The following is a 15,172-nucleotide window of genomic DNA, read 5'->3' as shown; positions in this document are numbered from 1 at the left end:
ATAACATTACCAGTTATGTTTGGGGACAATAGCGGTTTGGAACCACCCCTTCCCATCTCGAACAGGGCCGTGAAACGAACTTGCGCCAATGATAGTGTACTCTTCGTATGCGAAAGTAGGTCATCCCCAAGCTCCTTACAAAAAAACCCCGCTAGCAATAGCGGGGTTTTTGCTTTTGTAAGACTCAAGTGATTAGCAAGCTGAGTGGTTGAGCTTGAACTGCCCGCCAGCTCAGGCGCGACACGCATAAAAAAACCCGGTGCACGCACCGGGCTATCAAAGTCTATTAGGATAAAACATTAAATAGACTGCCATGAAATCTGTCTTGCTGTACTGCTGCTTGCTGTACTAGTGATGGTCGTTCACGCCGCTTCTACAGGTCTAGCCTGCTTGATACGGCTGTTATGTGAGTCTTCTCCCTCGTATGCAAGCATCATAAGAAAACCAGGCCCGCCTGTCATTGACCCAAGTGGGCTATTCAGCGACCAAGAGGCAGAAGCTGACATGTTAGAATATCGGAATGGCCAGATATCATGTCTTAATTCCAGGTGCCGGGCATGGCGCGCGCATGCAGTCAGAGACGCCCAAGCAATATTTACTGCTGAACGGGAAACCAATCCTGCAACATGCTATCGATATATTCGAGGGCATAGAGCAAGTCGCCAGCATTACGATAGTGGTAGCTAAAGATGATGCATTCTGGCAACCGGCTCTGTTGTCGCACTGTAAAAAGACCCGCGTTGTGGACTGTGGTGGAGAAACACGTGCAGCCAGTGTGCTGAATGGTTTGCAGGCCATGGCTGACGAGGTCGCGGCCCAAGACTGGATATTGGTACACGATGCCGCCAGGCCAGGTATAGATCAGACTATGATAGGGCGCCTGATCAAGGCCATTTCTGCCAGCGAGATAGGTGGCTTGCTGGCACTACCGCTGGCAGACACCTTGAAACGTGCTGATGCGCATGGCCTGATAGACGAAACTATTCCCCGGCATCAGCTATGGCAGGCACAAACACCGCAGATGTTTCGCCACGCTGACCTGCAGCAGGCGTTAAGCACGCATTTGCACCGGCAGCCCACCGATGAGGCCCAAGCGATGGAGTGGATGGGGCATCAGCCTAAACTGGTGCTGGGGGATTTGAAAAATATGAAAGTCACTTACCCGCAAGATTTAACTGTGGTGGCTGCATTGATGCAGGCCGTAGCACACTGAACCTTTGAACAAACCTGGTGAACTTGAATAAACATAATGAAGCAGAAACTATATGACGCCTTTTAGAATAGGCCACGGCTTTGATGTGCACGCGCTGGTCAGTGGCCGCGATTGCATCATCGGTGGCGTACACATACCGCATCCACTTGGCCTGGACGGACATTCTGATGCCGATGTATTGCTGCATGCCATTTGCGATGCCCTGCTAGGCGCAGCCGCGCTGGGCGATATCGGCAAGCATTTTCCGCCCACAGACATGCGCTACAAAGGCATAGACTCGCGTGAGCTACTACGGCACGTGGTCGAGCTGCTGCGTCAAAAGGGCTTTTATATCGGCAATGTGGATGCCACCGTGATCTGTGAAGCGCCGCGACTAGGCCCGCATATTCATAGCATACGCGAGAATATTGCCAGCGACTGTCAGGTCGCTATCGATTTTATTAACGTTAAAGCCACTACTACCGAAAAACTGGGCTTTACCGGCCGTGGCGAAGGCATTGCTGCCGAAGCCGTTGTCCTGATCTATACACAAGTTTAACCATGCGATTGTTTTCCAAATTTGAGAGCCTGGTCTCTCCTTTTCCACGCGAAATTATTCAAAACCTGCCCACGCGCTTCTGGCCATTTATGTGGGCCTGTTCGTACGGCATGCGCAAGTACATCTTATGCATGACCATATTGACAGCCTGTATCGGTTCTTTTGAAGCCTTGTTATTCGCGCTCATGGGCAAGGTGGTGGATAAGCTGACTGCCATCGCCCCGCAACAGCTGTGGACCACGCACCAGGAAACTTTGACCTGGGTGATTGCGATCCTGATCGGCAGTACCCTGATCATTACGCTGCAAACGCTGATGAAACATCAGACCCTGGCCGGTAACTTTCCCATGCGGCTACGCTGGCAGTTCCATCAGCATATGCTGAATCAGAGCATGGTGTTCTACCAGGACGAGTTTGCCGGACGTGTCTCGGCCAAAGTCATGCAAACCGCACTGGCGGTGCGTGAGGTGTGGTTCATCCTGGCCGATATCATGGTTTATGTGTTGCTCTATTTCACGACCATAGTCACCGTGGTGGGCAGCTTTCATCCGTGGATGGTGCTGCCGTTTCTCGGCTGGCTGCTGTTATATGGCTGTGCACTGCTGTATTTTATCCCCCGCTTAGCCAAGGTCTCGCAACAGCAGGCGGATGCACGGGCACTCATGACCGGGCGCATCACCGATGCCTATACCAATATCTCCACCGTGAAGCTGTTTTCACATGCGGGGCGCGAGGCTGACTATGCCCAGTCTGCCATGCAGGAGTTCCTCGACAGCGTGCACGGACAGATGCGCATGGTCAGTGGCGTAGAGACCATCAACCATTTCCTGAATATGTGCCTGATCATCGCCAGCGGCGGCCTGGTGCTATGGTTGTGGTCGCAAAGCCTGGTGGCTGCCGGTGCGGTTGCTGCGGTGATGGCCATGAGTTTGCGCCTCAATGGTATTTCGCACTGGGTGATGTGGGAGCTGACTTCGCTGTACGAGCAGATAGGTACCGTCCAGGATGGCATCAATACCTTATCGGTAGAGAACCGCGTAGTTGACACTGCGACTGCGCCTGCACTCATGGTACCGCGCGGCGAGGTCAAGTTTGACCAGGTGAATTTCGCCTATGAAAAACAGGCGGCCCTGCTGGAAAACTTTAACCTGACCATACAGCCAGGCGAGCGGGTAGGCCTGGTCGGCAGGTCAGGCGCCGGTAAATCCACCATTGTGAATCTGCTGATGCGCTTTTTTGATATCCAGTCCGGCCATATCAAGGTGGATGGGCAGTCTATCGCTGCCGTTAAACAGAATTCTTTACGCCAGCAGATCGGCATGGTGACGCAGGATACCTCGTTGCTGCATAGATCGGTGCGCGAGAACATCCTTTATGGACGCCCTGACGCCACAGAAGAGGATATGATCGCTGCCGCCAGAAGGGCAGAAGCGCATGACTTTATCCAGACGCTGCGCGATGCCAAAGGCCGCACCGGCTACGACGCCCATGTCGGTGAACGCGGCGTGAAACTCTCAGGCGGCCAACGCCAGCGGATCGCCATTGCCCGTGTCATGCTCAAGAATGCGCCTATCCTGGTGCTGGATGAAGCGACCAGTGCGCTGGATTCCGAGGTCGAACAGGCCATACAACACCATCTGTCCCAGTTGATGGAAGGCAAAACCGTGATCGCGATCGCGCACCGGCTTTCTACTATTGCGGCCATGGATAAACTGGTGGTGCTGGATAAAGGCCGCATCGTGGAGACCGGCACCCATCATGAGCTGCTGCAGTTGAATGGTATTTACGCCAAACTATGGGCACACCAGAGTGGCGGTTTTCTTGGCGAATAGCTGCCACTGAACAACTGCCTGCTCCCATCCGGCTAGTGTCTGTCTAGCTTAGCCATGCGCTAACTCCTTGATAGTCAAAGTTGTTAATATGGATTTACAACTTTGACTGTCTGTCACATTGCTGCCACTTTTCTGCAATCTGAACTGCTTAATATTGTCATCAATTTTTCATGGAGCAATATTGGATGGCGCATCGTTCAGTCAAAAGCTGTAGCGGCTTTACCTTACTAGAATTATTAGTGGTGATGGTCATCATCGGCTTACTGGCAGGCTATGTCGGCCCCAAATATTTCCAGCAGATAGGCAAGTCTGAAGTAAAAACAGCCAAGGCACAGATCGCGGCGCTGGAGCAGTCATTAGATCAGTTGCGGCTGGATGTGGGCCATTACCCGGCCACCGAGCAGGGCCTGAATGCGCTGATGACTAACACCGAGAATGATACCCGCTGGAGCGGCCCCTACCTGAAAAAAGGGGTGCCGAATGACCCGTGGGGCAAGCCTTACCAATATCGTTTCCCCGGCCAGCATGGCGAGTATGACCTGTTCAGCTATGGCAAAGACGGCCAGGCGGGCGGCACCGGCGAGTCGCAGGACATTACCAGCTGGTAATTGGCATGCGCTACCAGGCAAAAGTATTGAATGGCTCACTGCTGACGATGGTCGAGTTACAGGCCGACGACGAGCAGGATGCCTATGCACAATTAAAATCCAAGGGCCTGCTGGCAGTCTCGTTGCAACTGGATAAATCCGGCAAGGCGCGTTTGAAAAAAGAGGCCTTCCCGCTGGCCTTGTTCAGCCAGGAGTTACTGGCCTTGTTGCATTCCGGGCTCAACCTGGTCGAAGCGATAGAGGCACTTTCTTTACGCCAGGACCATACCCGCACGGTGTTGCAAGGCATCCTGCAATCCCTGCAGCAAGGCAAGTCATTTTCTGCCGCGCTAGAACGTCAGCCCGAGATATTCCCACCGCTGTATTTTGCCACCGTCAAAGCCGCCGAGCGTACCGGCGATCTGGGCAATGCCTTGTCGCGCTATATCGCTTATGACAACCAGGTGTCACTGTTAAAGAAAAAAATCGTCAGTGCTTCTATCTACCCCATGCTGCTGATCATCGTCGGTGGCCTGGTGATCGCGTTTCTGATGGGTTTTGTGGTGCCTAAATTCAGCAGCGTGTATGAAGGCACAGGCGCCGATCTGCCGTGGATGTCGCAAATGATGCTGCAGTGGGGCACCCTGATCGCACAACATGGCGAAACCATGCTGGCTATCCTGGTCGGCATGATCATAGGCCTGGTGGTGCTATTTAAAACCCCAGCCATGCGGCAAGCCATGGTCAGGGCCATCTGGCGCATTCCGGCAGTCGGGGCCAAGTTGCAGCTCTACCAGCTGGCACGCTTTTACCGCACCATGGGCATGTTGCTGGCGGGTGGCACGCCCATCATGACGGCCATTGATTCGCTGGGCGGCCTGCTGGATAACAGCATGGCACTCAGCCTGCAGCAGGCGCAAACCATGATCAGCCAGGGCCAGCCGCTGTCGCATGCCTTTAAAACGGCGGGCATGACCACACCGATAGGTGAACGCATGTTGCTGGTCGGCGAGCGCGGCGGTAACGTGGCACAAATGATGGACAGCATCGCCGGTTTTTATGATGAAGAACTGGCGCGCTGGATAGACTGGTTCACCAAACTGTTTGAGCCTTTGCTTATGCTGTTTATCGGCCTGGTCATAGGGGTAGTCGTGTTGCTGCTGTATATGCCTATCTTTGAACTTGCGGGCCAGATCCAATGAATCAGCCTTTACCCCAACACACGCCGGCGACGCTGGACGCAGACAGCATCGCCCAGGCGCAAACTCTGGCGCAGCAGCAACAGCGCCGCGTCATCGAGGTGCTCGAAGAAGTACTGTCACTGGACAGTGAAGACCTGGTCCAGCAACTTGGGCAGTTGTTGCATTACCCGGTCGCCAGCATGCGTGAGATGCGCGAGTGGCAAGTGGCGTTCGATGTCATCAGCTACAACACTGCCCAGCAAAAGGAATGCCTGGCTTTTTATGATGAGAACCAGGCCCTGATACTGGTGTTTGCTGACCCGTTTGATAGACAGCTAGTGTTATGGGCACAACATGCTGTGCAGCAGAGCTATGCCTGGCGGCTGGCACATAGACTGGATATCAGCGCCTACCTGGCCGGCGAAGAAGAAACCATGCGCGCCATGGACGGCATGGGCCTGCATGAAGAGCAGGCACAGGAAGGCGAAGAAGAAGTGGTGATGCAGCTTTCGCTGAAATCCATACACGAAGACGCCAACCCCATCATCAAACTGATCAACTCCACTTTATATGATGCGCTGAAAACCGGCGCCAGCGATATCCATCTGGAATCGCATCCGGGCGGCCTGGCCGTGAAGTATCGCATTGATGGCGTCATGGCCAGCATCGCCAACAGCCCGGGGCTGGATAGCGCAGAACAGGCGATCTCGCGTATCAAGGTGATGGCGCAACTGGATATCGCCGAGCGGCGTATCCCGCAGGATGGCCGTTTCAAGGTGCATGCCATGAACCGCCTGATAGACTTCCGCGTTTCTATCATGCCCAGTGCTTTTGGTGAAGATGCCGTATTAAGGGTGCTGGACCGCAAGGCACTGACTGAGCAAGCGCAGGGCTTAAGCCTGAAAGCGCTGGGTTTTGACGACGATGTGATCGCCAGATTCAGGAAACTGGCCAGCGAGCCTTACGGCATGGTGCTGGTGACCGGCCCTACCGGCAGCGGTAAAACCACTTCTTTGTATGCGGCTATCTCTGAAGTGAATACCGGCTTTGACAAGATAGTCACCATTGAAGACCCGGTCGAGTACCAGTTGCCAGGCGTATTGCAGATCCCGGTCAATGAGAAGAAAGGCCTGACATTCGCGCGCGGTCTGCGCTCTATCCTGCGGCATGACCCGGACAAGATCATGGTCGGTGAGATCCGCGATGCGGAAACCGCACAGATCGCCGTGCAGGCGGCGCTGACCGGTCACCTGGTGTTCTCCACCGTGCACGCCAACAGTGTGCTGGATGTGATAGGCCGCTTTATGCACATGGGGGTAGACCCGTACCACTTTGTGTCTGCCGTCAACGGCATCATTGCGCAGCGGCTGGTACGCAGCCTGTGCCCGCAATGCGCAGAACCGTTCGAGCCGGATGCCGAGTTGCTGCAAGCCTCTGGCCTGACCCCGGCACAGACGATAGGCATGAGCTTTAAACATGCCAAGGGCTGCGGGCATTGCCGCGGTACCGGCTACAAAGGCCGCAAGGCGGTGGCAGAGGTGTTGGTGCTCAATGATGAATTACGCGAAATGATCATCGCGCGCGAGCCTATCCGCCAGTTAAAAGAAGCCGCTGCCAAAAATGGCATGCGCACCATACGCGAAGCGGCCGTCAGCGCTGCCGGCGCCGGTATGACCAGTTTGCAGGAGATCAACCGTGTCACGTTTATTGCCTGATATGTTCAGCCAGATACGGTGGTGCGGCCTGACACGCATACTGGTGACGGCCGACAGCCTGCTGGCTGAGCACTGGCCGGCGGGGATACAAACACGCAGGGCAGTCGCCCAGGCACGCCTGGAAAGCCCAGAGCCGTATGCCTTGCAGGCCGCCATGGCCGCGGTGATGGCGCAACTGCCAGCCACAGCCTGGCAACGCATAGAGATCTACCTGGCAGACCAGCATGTGCACCTCATGCTATTGCCTGCCATCCAGGCATCCGGCCAGGCGTCTGCTTTATCAGGCAGCGAGCGGCAAGCCTATGCACGCGCCATGCTACTCAATACTTATGGCGAGGTGGCGGTGCAATGGCCGTTGCGTATGCAGGATGTGCTGCCCAGCCATGCCTGCCTGCTCGCGACTACGCCAGTGTTACAGAACATGGCGGCAAAAAACCTGCTGGCGCCAAACAAATATCTGCAACTGTCAGTGCAACCCTATGCCTGCGCACTATGGGCGCATAGCCGCCTGCCTGCTGATGGCACGGTTGTCAGTGCCGAGCCGCATATGCTGCGCCTATTGCAATTGCAGCAAGGCGAGATCACCCATGTGGCCAGCCTGGTCAGTGGCTTGAGCGATGTAGAGGGCATGGCTGCCTGGTTGTTGCGCGAGCGTACCTTGCTGGGTGTGCAGGCCTCGCCCTGCTACTGGTTGAGCGAACCGGCCTGCGAGCCGGTGGCTGCCATAGGGCGGCGGCTGACACAACAGCTGGCTGGTCGTCTGGCATGCAAGAACCTGTATGCCGCGCATGCGATCACCAGCCTGTGGCAGGAGGTCGCACATGTGGCCTGATCCTAACTATCATTTTGAATTCTCCCAGCCTGCGTTTGCCTGGCAGAAGCTGCGCTGGCCAGGCGTATTGCTGTCAGTGCTGTGCGCTGTGCTGGTTTGTACTGCCTGGCAGGCTGATGACGAGGTCGATGCACAGTTGCAGGTCATGGAACAACGCATAGCACAACGCAAAGCACAACTGCTGCAAGCGCGAGCAGCCGCCAGCCAGTCACAAAAGACCGTGGTGGCGCACATCACGTCTGCCAGCACCCCAGAACAGGTGATGCGCAATGCGCATGCGGCTGCGCAAAAGAAAGCCGCTATCGCACTCACGCAGGCGCAACAAAAAGAAGCGGAAACCGTCACCCAACAATTGAATATCCGCTGGTTCGATTTATTGCAGGCGCTGGAATCCAGGCAGATCAAGGACATCGCCTTGCTACAGCTGTTGCCAGACGCCACGCGCGGGCAATTCACCCTATCCGGCGAAGCCAAGGATTACACCACCCTGTTGAAGTATGTAGGGCAGTTGCAGCAAACCGCAGTGCTGACACAAGTGCATCTGCAAAAACACCAGGTGATAGAAACGCATCCGCAACGACCAGTCAGTTTTGAGATCCAGGGCGGGTGGCAGCCATGAGTCGGCTACGCTTGCCTTCTCTGTCCGGGCTGGTCTGGCTGGCCAGGCGCAGTGCCTGGTATCTGGGCTGGATACCCATGCTAGCCAGCAGCCTGTTAGTCGTCGTCTGGCTGTATCTGGCACAGCAACAACCGGAAAAAACTGCCAGGCTTGCTGAAATGGAGCAGGAATTGCAGCAACTTTCATTGCCCGCTGTCTCTCATGTTGCTAGCGGGCCGCTGCTGAAAAAAGCGCTGCTGTCCAAGTCTAAAACCCCTGAGCAAGCCAGCGAGCCGGTCACCCTGTCCGAGTTGTGGCAACAGCTGCCGGCCAGTAGCGAGCTATCGCCGCGCATGTTGCAGGTGGCTGCGCTGGCGCAAAAGCATCATATCCCGCTCAATGTGGGTGACTATCAATGGCAGGCACGTCAGGCCGCCAATACGTCGCAGCCTATACAGCAATTTGATATGCGTTTCACTATCCAGTCTGATTATGTCACCTGCCGCCGCTTTATCAGTGAAGTGCTGCGCCGTTACCCGACCATGGCCCTGACCGCGCTGGAACTGCGCAAGAACGAAACCTTGCAGCCGGTGATAGAGGCGACACTCACATTCTCCATCTTTATCCGCGGAGGGGCTGACCATGCGTCTTGAGGCGGCTCAGCCACAGAAATCACGGCAACTACTGATGTGGGCCAGCCTGCTGCTGACCCTGGCGCTGGTGTACTGGCAATGGTCAGCCGGGCAGGATGCGGCGGATGAGACCGTGGTTGCAGACAGCAGCCTGACGGCGCCTGCCCGGGTAAAAAACAATGTACAGTCGGCCGCTGAGCCAATAGCCGCTAGCACAACGGAGCACGCTGCACCTGACCATGCCACCCCTGCGCTTGTCGCAGAGCTAGCCACACCGGCTGCAGTCACCCCGGCGCCAGTCAGCAATGTCGTGCTGCCGCGGCTATCACCGGCCAAGGTCAGCCATGCGCTGTTTACTGCGCACGAGTGGCTGCCACCGCCACCTAAACCACAACCACCGCCGCCCCCGAAAGCACCGCCGCTGCCTTACACCTATGTCGGCAGTCTGCAGGATGTGCCTGAAGGCAATACGGTGATCCTCATGCAGCAGAAAAAAGTGCTGATGCCCAGGCTGAAAAGCCAGGTGACCGCGCAATGGCGGCTGGACAGGGAAGATGAGCAATCTGTGTATTTCACCTATCTGCCGCTCAATCAGGTGGTGGTGCTGAGCAAAGCCAAAACCGCTGCCGCAGGTCAACGTCAGGCTGCGGTGGAAACCGAAGACAATATTCCTTTAGAACAATAATTCATGAGTCACTCCAACCATACATCTCCCAATCATGCACCTCTTGGTTCAACCGGTTTATCCAGCCGCTTGCGCACCACCGTCTTGCTGCTGGGGGCGGCCTTTGCGCTGGCAGCCTGTAGCCTGTTCCAGCCCAAACTCACGGCCACCACGCCTGAGGGCAAAGTACACGAATTAGGCAAGCTGGTCGCTGAAAAACCAGGGGATGTGGAATTACGTAACCGCTGGTACCGCGAGCGGGAACAGGCGATCAATGCCCTCTCCTTTGAAGCTGAAGCCGCCGATGCCAAAGGCAATGTCCCGGAAGCGAAGCAGATCTACGCGCGCATACTGACGCTGGACGCACACCACCCCAAGGCGCTGGATTACGAAAGGGCGGGTGAGCGCGAGATCATCTTGCGCAAGCAACTGGAAGCCGCTAAACAACAGATAGATCAGCCTAAAGAAGCATTGAAACTAGTGCGCGATATCCTGCTGGAGCAGCCGACCAACGAGCAGGCATTGGCGCTGGAAAGACAGCTGATCGCGCTGGAAACCCGCGCGCGTGCCGCCTTGCCACAATTGCAGACCGGCTTGAGTAAACCAGTGACGCTGGAGTTGCGCGACGCCAATATCAAAGTGGTGTTCGAGGCCTTGTCACGCGCGACTGGCGTGAATTTTATCCTGGATAAGGATATCAAGCCGGAAATGAAAGCTTCGGTATTCCTTAAGAAAATGCCTATCGAAGATGCGATAGACATGGTGCTGACCAGCAACGGCTTGCAGAAAAAAGTGCTGTCGCCCAATAGCCTGCTGGTGTATCCCGCCACCCAGCAAAAGAACAAGGATTACCAGGACCTGCTGATACGCAACTTTTACTTTGCCAACACCAGCGCCAAACAGTGCGCCGACATGTTGCGTACTATCCTGAAGATACGTGATGTTTATGTCGATGAACGCCTGAACATGCTGGTGCTCAGGGATAGACCCGAAGTGCTGGCGCTGGCAGAAAAAATGATCAAAGCGCAGGATATCGCCGACCCGGAAGTGATGCTGGAAATCGAAGTGATGGAAGTCACGCGCGGCAAACTGCAGAATCTGGGTATCATTTATCCTACCTCACTGACGGTACTCAATAGCCCGTTGACGCTGGAGGCGCTCAAAAGCATTAAATCTTCCGATATCGGCGTCAGTCCAAACCCCAGCTTGCAGTTCAGGACCACTGATACGGATCTGAACCTGCTGTCCAACCCGCGTATCCGGGTCAAGAATAACGAAAAAGCCAAAGTACTGGTCGGCAACAAGGTGCCGGTGATCACCACCAATACCACCGCCAACGTCGGCACCTCCGAGAGTGTTTCTTATGTTGATGTCGGCTTGAAACTGGAGGTGGAGCCACGCATCATGCTGGATGACTACGTCAGTATCAAAGTCAACCTGGAAGTCAGCTCATTGGGCGAAGCGGTGACCCTGAGCAATAACTCCAGGGTGTTTAACATAGGCACGCGTAATGCCAGCACCATACTGCGGCTCAAACATGGCGAGACGCAGATCCTGGCCGGCCTGATCCAGGATTCCGAGCGCAAGAATGCAGACAAAGTGCCATTCTTGGGCGAGATCCCCATTCTGGGCAGACTGTTCTCGCGCCATAATGACGAGAAGCAAAAGACCGAGATCGTGCTGGCGATCACGCCTAAAGTGATCAGCAACGTCACCTTGCCGGAAGCGACTTTCTCCGAGTACTGGAGCGGCACCGACACCGTGATCTCTGATAAGCCGCTGCTGAATACACCGCTGTCGCCTACGCTGACGCGAGGCCAGCAATTACGTGAGCAGCAGTCACAGCGCCAGCGTGAACTGAACGAGGCTATAGAGCCCCCGGTGGTAGAGTCGCCTGAAACACCAGTGCCGCCTGAAGCCAGCATTCCTGCGCCGGATGCACTACCGCCGCCGCCTGAGCCGGCCAGCACTTTCCCTTCTTCTAACGTCACGAATACGGTGCCCGGCATGTCTAACAATGTCAATGGCGGCAACGTGCAGGAGCAATCACCGACCACCTTGCCATCGCCCAAGGTGATCCCTTGATGCGGCTGCTGTCTCCCTGCGCTGCAAAGCGTTGCCGGACTGCACGCGCCGGCAGGCGCAGCGGATTCACCCTGGTCGAACTCATGGTTTCGCTGGCTATCATTGCCATCATGGCCAGTGTGGCCACGCCCATGGTGCAAGTCACCTTGCAGCGGCAAAAAGAACAGCAGCTACGTGAAGGCCTGCGCGAGATTCGCCGTGCCATCGATGGCTACAAGAAAGCCGCCGATGACGGGCGCATCAAGAAAAATGCCGATGCCAGCGGTTATCCGCCCAATCTGCAGATACTGGCTGAAGGGGTGCAGGATATCAAAGACCCCAAACGCAAGGTATTGCGCTTTTTGCGTCGTGTGCCGCCAGACCCTATGCTTAAACTGCAGCAGATCGCCGGGGTGAGTGCTGGTATAGGCTGGGGCCTGCGCAGTTACGACAGCCCGCCCGAGTCGCCGCGTTCTGGCCAGGATGTTTATGATGTGTATTCGCTGAGTACGCAAACCGGGATCAACGGAGTGCCCTATGCGCAATGGTAAAGCTGGCCTGAGCAAACGTATCGCCGGTTTCACCCTGGTGGAGTTACTGGTGGTGTTATCGATCCTGGCGTTGCTGTTGTCACTGGCCGTGCCGCGCTATTTTGCCGGGGTACAGCGCGCTAAAGAACAGGCGCTGAAACAGCAACTGGCGACCACCCGCAAGGCGCTGGATGAGTTTTATGGCGACCAGGGGCAGTATCCCGAGACCTTGCAGGAACTGGTAGACCGGCATTACCTGGACAAACTGCCCTGGGATGCCATCGCTGAACGTAATGATGTGTGGACCATCATCGCACCCGAGTTGCCGCTGGTGGGCGGAGTGTATAGCCTGCACAGCAGCGCCAGCGGCCAGGCGGCAGATGGCAGCTTGTATACGGACTGGTAGATTGTGCGAGGCATAGCCAGACCATCTGCACAGCCGTCCGCGGCACACGGTTTTTCTTATATAGGCGTGCTGGTGACGCTGGTGATCGCCGCCATAGGCATGCAGGGGGCGGCAGTCATGTGGCAGCAGCAGAGCCAGCGCGCCAATGAAGCCTTGTTGCTGGAAGTGGGCGAAGCTTACCGGCTGGCGATAGGGCGTTATTATGAGTCCACGCCGGAGCCGGTCAAACAGTACCCGGCCACGCTGACGGAGTTAGTGGAGGATAAGCGCTTCCCGGTGTTGAAACGGCATATACGCAAACTCTATCCCGACCCCTTTTTTAGCAAACAGGGCATGGCATTGATTCTGAAGAATGGGCGTATCGTCGGCGTGCACAGCCAGTCCTTGCAGGCACCTATCCGCAGTGAGGGTTACCTGGAATCACAATCCGACTTTAAAGCTGCCAAGCACTATCGCGAGTGGCAGTTCATCTATGCGCCGAATACCCTGGCCGAGCTGGAAGATGCCTGGGCGAAACGCTAGGCCCGGGAGAATGCTAGGCCTGGGCAAAACACTAGGGCAGGGCAAAACATTAGGGCAGGGCAAAACATTAGGGCAGGGTGATTATTCCAGCGCTGCGCTATCGTGCGGCAAACGTATCTTGAATGCCCGGTAATAGCTGAGTACCTTAGGCACATACTGCCGCGTTTCGGCAAAAGGGGGCAGGCTGTTATGCCGTGATTTGACCGCATTCGGCCCGGCATTGTAAGCCGCGAGCGCCAGTGTCACATCGCCTTCAAACAACTCCAGCATGCTTTTGAGGTAGCGTGACCCCCATAAGATCTGCTGGCGCACAGACCATTGTTTGACCGGGATGGCAGACAGGGTCCTGGCTGTGGCCGGTAATACCTGCATCAGGCCATAAGCGCCTTTTTTGGATTGCGCCTGCGGATTATAGCCGGACTCTGTGGCGATCACCGCGTGTATCAGCGCCGGGTCTACCTGGGTTGCGCGGGCGACTGCCTGCACTTCAGCCTGGTAGGGGATATTGCCGCTCTGCCAGCGCAGTTTAGCCGCTGACAGCTGGGGGCCAGTCATGTTCACTTCTGGTAGATCGTCATCGCCGGCGACATTGCTGATCACCAGTTCAGTCTCGCTGGAATCATCGAGCAGGATCTGCTGCGCCAGCTGTCTGACCTCTGCTGCCGGTTCGGCGCAGAGCATAGCCGGCTGCGCAGCGGCAAGCAGCAGGGGCAGGCATAGCGAAAGGCGCATAGGGGTGACCATGGCAGCATCATGCCTGGCTTTTATGACATGCAAAAGACGGGCGTCTTGCCTGGCAAACCAGGTTTGCCGCAGTTGTTCCCTGATGTGGTCCGCTGTCATCAATTCATCAAACAACTGACACGCGGCAATCATTTTTCTGTCACAAATTCTCCGCAAACTATGCTCCATTTATATAAATGTGATTCACACATGAGCACAACAATAACAGGGACGGATCAGGCCAATGACCAGTGGGGATTGGTGCTGAATGAAGAACAACGCGTGCTATTTATGGAGGTGATAGAGGAGTCATTGCGGTTGCAGCATAGATCGCACTTCTTTAACTGGCTGCAGCGCGGTTTCCAGTGTCTGATGGCACATGAGGTGGTGATCGTCGGTGTGCGCGGTACAGAGCGGCCTACTTATGATTACGAGTATCTCACCTCCAGCCGCTATTTTGGCGATACGCAGTTTGATCAGGTCTTGCATGAGGCCGACGGCCTGGTCAGTCAGGCATTTGAGCAGTGGAGCAGACTGGGTATCCCGGTGTTCTACCACACTGAGATCCCCAGCCAGCAAAACAGTCACTTTGCCATAGAGCAGATAGACGCCGACCGAATGACTGCTTCCGAGCTCAAGCGTTTTGTCGTGCATGGCTTTGGTAACGAGCATAGCCGCATCGCCACCCTGGTGATGTTCGGTCGTTTGAGTTCTCCCATCAATGCGCAGACTGCGCACCTGCTGGAGTTGCTGATGCCGCACCTGCACTGTGCCATCGAAAAAGTCACTGCCAATAAATGCCCGTCTGTGCTTTCTACCACTGCCCGCAATGGCCGCGTCAAGCCGTTGAGCAAGCGCGAACTGGAGGTGCTGGAGTGGTTGCAGGCCGGCAAAACCAATTGGGAGATAGGCAGCATCATGGAGATCAGTCCGCTCACCATCAAAAACCATGTGCAAAACATCCTCAGAAAGATGGATGTGGAGAATCGCGGCCAGGCGGCGAGCAAAGCACTCAAGATGGGCCTGATCGCGCGCAAGCAGTAAGGTTCGCTGTTGCCCTGCATTGTCACCAAAACTTATTCTGCTCACCCTTTCCTTTAGTCCGTTAGGACTAGTCTTAAATTCAAAACTGTCA

The 15,172-nt window shown here is 55.8% G+C and carries 16 protein-coding genes and 1 rRNA gene; 16 read left to right on the top strand and 1 reads right to left on the bottom strand.

Annotation, left to right across the window (positions count from 1 at the left end; translation table 11 throughout):
- Positions 1–18: 18 nt before the first annotated feature.
- The 15 genes from rrf (at position 19) to ACT6RZ_RS14420 (ending at position 13,314) form a co-directional block, all read left to right on the top strand.
- A 5S ribosomal RNA gene (rrf, locus tag ACT6RZ_RS14490) occupies positions 19–132 on the top strand.
- Between the two features lie 388 nt (positions 133–520).
- Positions 521–1,213, top strand: coding sequence for a 2-C-methyl-D-erythritol 4-phosphate cytidylyltransferase (ispD, locus tag ACT6RZ_RS14485; RefSeq protein WP_444702798.1), 693 nt, complete (start codon positions 521–523; stop codon positions 1,211–1,213).
- 52 nt (positions 1,214–1,265) lie between these two features.
- Complete coding sequence (gene ispF, locus ACT6RZ_RS14480) at positions 1,266–1,751, top strand: 2-C-methyl-D-erythritol 2,4-cyclodiphosphate synthase (RefSeq protein ID WP_444702797.1); 486 nt, start codon at positions 1,266–1,268, stop codon at positions 1,749–1,751.
- Positions 1,752–1,753: 2 nt separating this feature from the next.
- Positions 1,754–3,583: an ABC transporter ATP-binding protein gene (locus ACT6RZ_RS14475; protein ID WP_444702796.1), complete on the top strand. Its 1,830-nt coding sequence runs from the start codon at positions 1,754–1,756 to the stop codon at positions 3,581–3,583.
- 185 nt (positions 3,584–3,768) lie between these two features.
- Positions 3,769–4,191: a type II secretion system major pseudopilin GspG gene (gspG, locus tag ACT6RZ_RS14470; protein WP_444702795.1), complete on the top strand. Its 423-nt coding sequence runs from the start codon at positions 3,769–3,771 to the stop codon at positions 4,189–4,191.
- A 5-nt stretch (positions 4,192–4,196) separates the two neighbouring features.
- On the top strand, positions 4,197–5,372 hold the full coding sequence (locus ACT6RZ_RS14465) for a type II secretion system F family protein (RefSeq protein ID WP_444702794.1): 1,176 nt from the start codon (positions 4,197–4,199) through the stop codon (positions 5,370–5,372).
- Entirely contained in the window at positions 5,369–7,066 is a 1,698-nt protein-coding gene (locus ACT6RZ_RS14460; protein WP_444702793.1) for a GspE/PulE family protein, read from the top strand. The genes ACT6RZ_RS14465 and ACT6RZ_RS14460 overlap by 4 nt, the downstream gene beginning before the upstream one ends.
- Positions 7,047–7,898 (top strand): hypothetical protein, encoded by an 852-nt coding sequence (locus ACT6RZ_RS14455; protein WP_444702792.1) that lies wholly within the window; start codon positions 7,047–7,049, stop codon positions 7,896–7,898. The genes ACT6RZ_RS14460 and ACT6RZ_RS14455 overlap by 20 nt, the downstream gene beginning before the upstream one ends.
- Complete coding sequence (locus tag ACT6RZ_RS14450; protein ID WP_444702791.1) at positions 7,888–8,517, top strand: PilN domain-containing protein; 630 nt, start codon at positions 7,888–7,890, stop codon at positions 8,515–8,517. Before ACT6RZ_RS14455 ends, ACT6RZ_RS14450 begins: the two co-directional genes overlap by 11 nt.
- Complete coding sequence (locus ACT6RZ_RS14445) at positions 8,514–9,149, top strand: hypothetical protein (protein WP_444702790.1); 636 nt, start codon at positions 8,514–8,516, stop codon at positions 9,147–9,149. The genes ACT6RZ_RS14450 and ACT6RZ_RS14445 overlap by 4 nt, the downstream gene beginning before the upstream one ends.
- Positions 9,139–9,813 (top strand): hypothetical protein, encoded by a 675-nt coding sequence (locus ACT6RZ_RS14440; protein WP_444702789.1) that lies wholly within the window; start codon positions 9,139–9,141, stop codon positions 9,811–9,813. Before ACT6RZ_RS14445 ends, ACT6RZ_RS14440 begins: the two co-directional genes overlap by 11 nt.
- Before the next feature lie 3 nt (positions 9,814–9,816).
- Positions 9,817–11,877, top strand: a complete 2,061-nt coding sequence (locus ACT6RZ_RS14435; RefSeq protein WP_444702788.1) for a secretin N-terminal domain-containing protein — start codon at positions 9,817–9,819, stop codon at positions 11,875–11,877.
- Positions 11,877–12,407: a type II secretion system protein gene (locus tag ACT6RZ_RS14430; RefSeq protein ID WP_444702787.1), complete on the top strand. Its 531-nt coding sequence runs from the start codon at positions 11,877–11,879 to the stop codon at positions 12,405–12,407. Before ACT6RZ_RS14435 ends, ACT6RZ_RS14430 begins: the two co-directional genes overlap by 1 nt.
- A complete protein-coding gene (locus tag ACT6RZ_RS14425) occupies positions 12,394–12,792 on the top strand; it encodes a type II secretion system protein (protein WP_444702786.1) in 399 nt (132 codons plus the stop codon). Before ACT6RZ_RS14430 ends, ACT6RZ_RS14425 begins: the two co-directional genes overlap by 14 nt.
- Positions 12,793–12,795: 3 nt before the next feature.
- Positions 12,796–13,314, top strand: a complete 519-nt coding sequence (locus ACT6RZ_RS14420; RefSeq protein WP_444702785.1) for a type II secretion system protein — start codon at positions 12,796–12,798, stop codon at positions 13,312–13,314.
- An 81-nt stretch (positions 13,315–13,395) separates the two neighbouring features.
- Here the strand turns inward: ACT6RZ_RS14420 and ACT6RZ_RS14415 are convergent, their stop codons facing one another.
- Positions 13,396–14,157, bottom strand: coding sequence for a lytic transglycosylase domain-containing protein (locus ACT6RZ_RS14415; RefSeq protein ID WP_444702784.1), 762 nt, complete (start codon positions 14,155–14,157; stop codon positions 13,396–13,398).
- Between the two features lie 90 nt (positions 14,158–14,247).
- Here ACT6RZ_RS14415 and epsA point away from each other — a divergent pair, with 90 nt between their 5' ends.
- Positions 14,248–15,081, top strand: coding sequence for an XrtB/PEP-CTERM-associated transcriptional regulator EpsA (gene epsA, locus ACT6RZ_RS14410; RefSeq protein ID WP_444702783.1), 834 nt, complete (start codon positions 14,248–14,250; stop codon positions 15,079–15,081).
- The last annotated feature ends 91 nt before the right edge of the window (positions 15,082–15,172 follow it).

The sequence above is a fragment of the Methylophilus sp. genome (genome assembly GCF_052437885.1).
GTDB lineage: Bacteria > Pseudomonadota > Gammaproteobacteria > Burkholderiales > Methylophilaceae > Methylophilus.
The sequence above is the reverse complement of the archived record's forward strand: the minus strand, read 5'-3'. Positions and strand labels throughout refer to the sequence as shown.